Raw genomic sequence first — 5,899 nt, 5'->3', positions numbered from 1 at the left:
CTCCCACAAGGGATCACCGTAACCCGAACTACCGGGCTAGCAGCACTTAGGCCCACCCTTGCCGCCGTAACGGGCTTCCTGGCGCTCCCGGAAGAACGCCTTGTAGTCCATCACCGGTTTGTCCGGGTGTTTGGTTTGCATATGCTCGACGTAGGTGTCGTAGTCGGGCATGCCGACCATCAGGCGTGCAGCCTGACCGAGGTATTTACCGAGGCGACTGATGTCATTGAACATGGTTGCAACCCTCGATTACGCGTCCGGTACTGCCTGGAATGGGGCTTCTTTATCCGTACGCTCTTTGTTGCCCCAGGCGGCGACGCCGACCTTGAGCGCATAGAACAAGATGCTGAACACCACGAACAGGAACAGCGCCGTCAGCGTTGCGTTGGTATAGGCGTTGTAGATCACGTGCTGCATCTGGTCGATGCTCTTGGCCGGGGCCAGGATCTGGCCGTTGGCCAGGGCATCGCTGTACTTCTTGGCCAGCGACAGGAAGCCAATCGCCGGGTTGGCGTCGAACAGCTTGATGAAGCCTGCGGTGGTGGTGCAGATCAGCAACCACACTGCCGGCAGCAGAGTGACCCAAATGTAGCGTTGGCGTTTCATTTTGATCAGCACAACAGTGCCGAGCATCAGCGCGATACCTGCCAGCATCTGGTTGGAGATACCGAACAGTGGCCACAAGGTGTTGATACCGCCCAGTGGGTCAATCACGCCTTGGTACAGCAGGTAACCCCACATCGCCACGCAACCTGCAGTCGCGATCAAGTTGGCCGTCCAGGACTCGGTGCGCTTGAGCGCGGGTACGAAGGAGCCCAGCAGGTCCTGCAGCATGAAGCGACCGGCACGGGTGCCCGCGTCGACGGCAGTGAGGATGAACAGCGCTTCGAACAGGATTGCAAAGTGGTACCAGAACGCCATGGTGTTTTCACCCGGCAGTACGCTGTGCAGGATCTGCGCGATACCCACCGCCAGGGTCGGCGCACCACCGGCACGGGCCAGGATAGTGGTCTCGCCGATGTCGTGGGCCACGGCTTGCAGCGCCTCAGGCGTAATCGCAAAGCCCCAACTGCTGACGGTTTGCGCCACGGCCATCACATCGCCGCCGACCACGGCAGCCGGGCTGTTCATGGCGAAGTACACGCCAGGCTCGATCACCGAAGCGGCGACCATGGCCATGATCGCAACGAACGACTCCATCAGCATGCCGCCGTAACCGATGTAGCGGGCGTTGGTCTCGTTATCCAGCAGCTTGGGCGTGGTGCCCGAAGAAATCAGTGCGTGGAAACCCGATACCGCACCACAGGCGATGGTGATGAACAGGAACGGGAACAGGCCACCCTTCCATACCGGGCCGGTGCCGTCGATGAATTGGGTCAGGGCCGGCATTTTCAGCTCTGGCATGGTGACCAGGATTCCGATCGCCAGGGCGATGATGGTGCCGATTTTCAGGAAGGTCGACAGGTAGTCACGCGGTGCGAGGATCAGCCACACCGGCAATACCGCAGCCACGAAACCGTAGCCGATCAGCATCCAGGTAATTTGAATGCCGGTGAAAGTGAAGGCTTTGGCCCAGACCGGGTCAGCGGCGATCTGCCCACCCAGCCAGATCGAACCCAACAACAGGAACACGCCAATGATCGAGATTTCACCGATGCGGCCCGGGCGGATGTAGCGCATGTACACGCCCATGAACATCGCGATCGGGATAGTCGCCATCACGGTGAAGATGCCCCATGGGCTTTCAGCCAGGGCCTTGACCACGATCAGCGCCAGCACCGCGAGGATGATGATCATGATCAGGAAGCAACCGAACAGCGCGATGGTCCCCGGAATGCGGCCCATTTCTTCACGGACCATATCCCCCAGGGAACGGCCGTTGCGACGCGTGGAGAGGAACAGGACCATGAAGTCTTGCACCGCACCCGCCAGCACCACGCCGGCAATCAGCCAGAGCGTGCCGGGCAGGTAGCCCATTTGCGCCGCCAGTACCGGGCCGACCAAGGGGCCTGCACCGGCAATCGCCGCAAAGTGGTGACCGAAAAGGATGTGTTTATTGGTCGGCACGTAGTCCAGACCATCATTGTTGATCACTGCGGGGGTGGCCCGCCGTGGGTCGAGTTGCATCACGTTATTCGCGATGAACAAGCTGTAGTAGCGGTATGCAACCAGGTAGATGGCCACAGCAGCGACCACAATCCACAAGGCGTTGATCGCCTCGCCGCGGCGCAGGGCCACTACGCCAAGGGCGCACGCTCCTACAATTGCCAGCACCAGCCAGGGCAGGTGGCGTAGCAGGCTATTATTATTTTTCATTTTTATATTCCAGCCAGGGTGGACAGAAAGGACAGCCGTTCCGAGTTTAGCGCTGTTGGCTTCAAAGACCACCCCCCTACGTTGGTCTAGAGCCTTCTGTTGGCAAAAAAAGAAGAAATAAAGGCCCAAAGATGGCCCAGCGCTACAATCCCCTTATCCACAGAGGGCTTCACGATGACCGAGCAACCGTCTGACCGCCGCCGTTTTCGCCGGATTGCCTTTGATGCCAAGACCGAACTGCGGCAAAACGGCAGGGAATGGCCGGTACAATTGGTGGATCTGTCGCTAAAAGGGTTGTTGGTGCAACGCCCCGAGGATTGGAAGGGGAATAAAGCCCTGCCCTTTGACGTCGACATCCGCCTGGACCCCAAGGCCCATATCAAGATGCAGGTGCGACTGACCCACGAGGATCATGGCCAGTTGGGGTTCGTGTGCCAACACATTGACTTGGACTCGATCAGTCATTTGCGGCGGCTGATCGAGTTGAACCTGGGTGACGAGGATGAACTGCACCGCGAGTTGGCGGCCTTGCTGGAAATCTAACAGCCAACACAAATCAACTGTGGGAGGGGGCTTGCCCCCGATGGCGGTGGGTCAGCCCTACATGTGCTGACTGACACTCAGCTATCGGGGGCAAGCCCCCTCCCACATTGACCTTGCAGTGTTGCTGATTACTCGAACAGGGCATCCAACGCCTGTTCCAGGCGTGTCACTGCAATGATTTGAATCCCCGGCGGCGACTCCTTCGGCGCATTACCCTTGGGCACGATGGCACGCTTGAAGCCGTGCTTGGCCGCCTCTTTCAGGCGTTCCTGACCACTCGGCACCGGACGCACCTCACCTGACAGACCGACCTCCCCGAACACCAGCAAGTCATGAGGCAACGGCCGGTTACGCAGACTGGACATCACCGCCGCCATCAAGGCCAGGTCGGAAGCGGTTTCCAGCACCTTGACCCCGCCGACCACGTTGAGGAACACGTCCTGGTCATGGGTAGGAATACCACCATGCCGGTGCAATACCGCCAGCAGCATCGCCAGGCGGTTCTGGTCCAGGCCGAGCGTGACCCGGCGCGGGTTGGCCAAGTGGCTGTCATCCACCAGCGCCTGGACTTCCACCAGCATCGGGCGCGTACCTTCCCACGTTGCCATCACCACGCTGCCAGGGACTTCTTCTTGGGCACGCGTCAGAAAAATTGCCGACGGATTGGAGACTTCTTTCAGCCCCCTGTCGGTCATGGCGAACACACCCAGTTCGTTGACCGCACCGAAGCGGTTCTTCACCGCCCGCAGCAAACGCAGGCGGCCATCGGATTCGCCTTCGAAATACAACACGGTGTCGACCATATGCTCAAGCACCCGTGGCCCGGCCAACGCCCCCTCCTTGGTCACATGGCCGACCAGGAAGATCGCCGTGCCACTCTGTTTGGCATAACGCACCAGCAGCGCCGCACTCTCGCGCACCTGGGACACGCCGCCCGGCGCCGATTGCAGTTGCTCGGTGAAAATGGTCTGGATCGAGTCGATCACCATGACCTTGGGCTTTTCGATACGGGCCGTGGCGATGATGCTTTCGATGCAGGTTTCGGTCATCACCCGCAGTTGGTCCTGGGGCAAACCGAGGCGCCGGGCGCGCATGGCCACTTGCTGTTGGGACTCTTCACCAGTGACGTACAACGCGGGCATGCGGCTGGCGATGCTGCACAGGGTTTGCAGCAGGATAGTCGACTTGCCGATACCCGGATCACCGCCGATCAACACCACCGAGCCGTCCACCAGGCCGCCACCGAGCACGCGGTCGAGTTCACCGGACGCCGTGGAAAAACGCGGGATTTCTTCAACGCTGACTTCGGCCAGGGTCTTGATCTGCGCCTGTTGCCCGGTCCAGCCGGCACGGCCGGTCGGGGCCGCCGCACCGCCGCTTTCGATCATGGTTTCAGTCAGGGTGTTCCATGCACCGCACTCGCTGCACTGGCCGGCCCACTTGGGAAAGGTCGCGCCGCACTCTGTGCAGCCGTACATGCGCTTGGCCTTTGCCATTTGAGAACCTCCAACTGAAAAACCGCGATGATAGCTCAGCGCGGCGCCGGGGTCCGGATTTCACCGCTGGCCAAGCGTGAGGCGCTGTTGCCGATCGGGTCTTCGGCGTTGAGGTCGGCGCCTTTGGCCTTCAACTCGTCCAGTAGCTCGATACGTTTGAACAGCCCGGCGTACATGGCAGCCGTCTGCCCGGCACCATTGCGTTGATCGGGGTTGCAGTCGGTGGACAGCAGGCGCTGGGCGATCTTCAACTCACCTTTGAAGATCGCGCCCATCAGGGCGGTGTTGCCACGCTTGTCCTGCACACAGGCGTCGGCACCAGCATTGAGCAAACGCTCCACGAAAGATCCCTGGCCGTGGTATGCGGCAAGGATCAACGCGGTGTAGCCCTTGTCGTCCTGGGTATTGAGGCTGTAGCCGGACTCGATAAAGGTGTTGAGCATGTCGACATCACCACGGCGGGCGGCATCGAAATAGTAATCCTGCAGCTGTGCTTTGAGCGCGGCCGGCTCGGGGGACTCGGCATGGGCAACAAAGGCCAGCATGGCCATCAGTAAGCCGATTGAAATACGCATGGAAACTCTCCTGCCAAAGGTCGACGCCCTTTCAGGGGCGCCGACCACAACCAACGGGGTCAGTCAGTCAGCTTTTCCGCCAGCGCCTTCACGCGAGCCAGGTCGCCCTTGGCCACCTTGGCAACACCGGTGCCGTACTCAGGATCTGCCTTATAGAGGAACGACAGGATGATGTGCTTGCTCTCATCATCCGTGGTCGCCAGGGAACCACCGAAGTTATCGATCAGGTCCTGACGCTCCTTCTTGTTGTAGGACCGGTACAAGTCACCAGCCTGCTTGAAGTTCTGCTCACGCTGAATCTTTGCCTGCTGGGTGCTGCCCGACAGTGCCGACTGGCTGTAGCGCGCCGCTTGCGGCTCTTCCCGTGGCATCAGGCGGCTCGGCTGGTAGTTCACGCCAGTGGTGGTCTTGCCGAAATTCATCGCGCCGTCCTGGTTACCGTTGTTGACGGTCACCCGCGGGGCATTGATCGGCAGTTGCAGCGCGTTGGCGCCCAGGCGATACATCTGCGTGTCGGCGTAGGAGAACACCCGGCCTTGCAGCAGGCGATCCTCAGACGGCTCAATGCCCGGCACCAGGTTGGCCGGGGCCATGGCCACTTGCTCGGTTTCCTGGAAGACGTTGTCCGGGTTGCGGTTCAACACCATCTGGCCGACTTTGCGTTCAGGCACATTCGGCCAGATCTTAGTGGCATCCAGCGGATCGAAATCAAACTTGGCCAAATCTTCGGGCTTGAGCACTTGCACATACAAATCCCACTTAGGGAAGTCGCCCTTATTAATATGGGTGACCAAGTCGTTAGTCATATGGCTGTAATCACGACCCTGCACTTCAGTCACTTGCTTGGGATCGAGATTCTTGATGCCTTGCAGGCTCTTCCAGTGGAACTTGACGTAGTGCACTTCACCCTTGGCGTTAATCAACTTGTAGGCATGTACGCCATTGCCGTCCATTTCCCGATAACTGGCC

General features: G+C 59.9%; 6 protein-coding genes. 1 reads left to right on the top strand and 5 read right to left on the bottom strand.

From position 1 onward, the window contains the following. Positions 1–36: 36 nt before the first annotated feature. Together ACRESD_RS11465 and ACRESD_RS11460 are read right to left on the bottom strand one after the other, a co-directional pair. On the bottom strand, positions 37–234 hold the full coding sequence (locus tag ACRESD_RS11465) for a YbdD/YjiX family protein (protein WP_003194308.1): 198 nt from the start codon (positions 232–234) through the stop codon (positions 37–39). A gap of 15 nt (positions 235–249) precedes the next feature. Beyond that, entirely contained in the window at positions 250–2,316 is a 2,067-nt protein-coding gene (locus tag ACRESD_RS11460; protein WP_431751006.1) for a carbon starvation CstA family protein, read from the bottom strand. A 174-nt stretch (positions 2,317–2,490) separates the two neighbouring features. Here ACRESD_RS11460 and ACRESD_RS11455 point away from each other — a divergent pair, with 174 nt between their 5' ends. Next, positions 2,491–2,859 carry a PilZ domain-containing protein gene (locus tag ACRESD_RS11455; RefSeq protein ID WP_431751005.1) on the top strand — a complete coding sequence of 123 codons (369 nt, stop codon included), beginning with the start codon at positions 2,491–2,493 and terminating at the stop codon, positions 2,857–2,859. Between the two features lie 128 nt (positions 2,860–2,987). Here the strand turns inward: ACRESD_RS11455 and radA are convergent, their stop codons facing one another. From radA to ACRESD_RS11440, 3 genes are all read right to left on the bottom strand, one after another. Continuing rightward, on the bottom strand, positions 2,988–4,355 hold the full coding sequence (gene radA / locus ACRESD_RS11450) for a DNA repair protein RadA (protein ID WP_431751004.1): 1,368 nt from the start codon (positions 4,353–4,355) through the stop codon (positions 2,988–2,990). A 35-nt stretch (positions 4,356–4,390) separates the two neighbouring features. Further along, positions 4,391–4,930 (bottom strand): ankyrin repeat domain-containing protein, encoded by a 540-nt coding sequence (locus ACRESD_RS11445; RefSeq protein ID WP_431751003.1) that lies wholly within the window; start codon positions 4,928–4,930, stop codon positions 4,391–4,393. Between the two features lie 59 nt (positions 4,931–4,989). Continuing rightward, the coding region (locus ACRESD_RS11440; protein WP_431751002.1) for a catalase at positions 4,990–5,899 on the bottom strand (910 nt) is incomplete at its 5' end.

The organism is Pseudomonas sp. (assembly GCF_050739995.1).
Lineage (GTDB): Bacteria > Pseudomonadota > Gammaproteobacteria > Pseudomonadales > Pseudomonadaceae > Aquipseudomonas.
Note: the sequence above shows the minus strand (reverse complement) of the source record. Positions and strands in the feature narration are given on the sequence as shown.

Bases quoted from the DNA above. Each gene is read 5' to 3' on its own strand.
- ACRESD_RS11465 (WP_003194308.1), bottom strand. From the start codon at position 234: ATGTTCAATGACATCAGTCGCCTCGGTAAATACCTCGGTCAGGCTGCA.
- ACRESD_RS11460 (WP_431751006.1), bottom strand. From the start codon at position 2,316: ATGAAAAATAATAATAGCCTGCTACGCCACCTGCCCTGGCTGGTGCTG.
- ACRESD_RS11455 (WP_431751005.1), top strand. From the start codon at position 2,491: ATGACCGAGCAACCGTCTGACCGCCGCCGTTTTCGCCGGATTGCCTTT.
- radA (WP_431751004.1), bottom strand. From the start codon at position 4,355: ATGGCAAAGGCCAAGCGCATGTACGGCTGCACAGAGTGCGGCGCGACC.
- ACRESD_RS11445 (WP_431751003.1), bottom strand. From the start codon at position 4,930: ATGCGTATTTCAATCGGCTTACTGATGGCCATGCTGGCCTTTGTTGCC.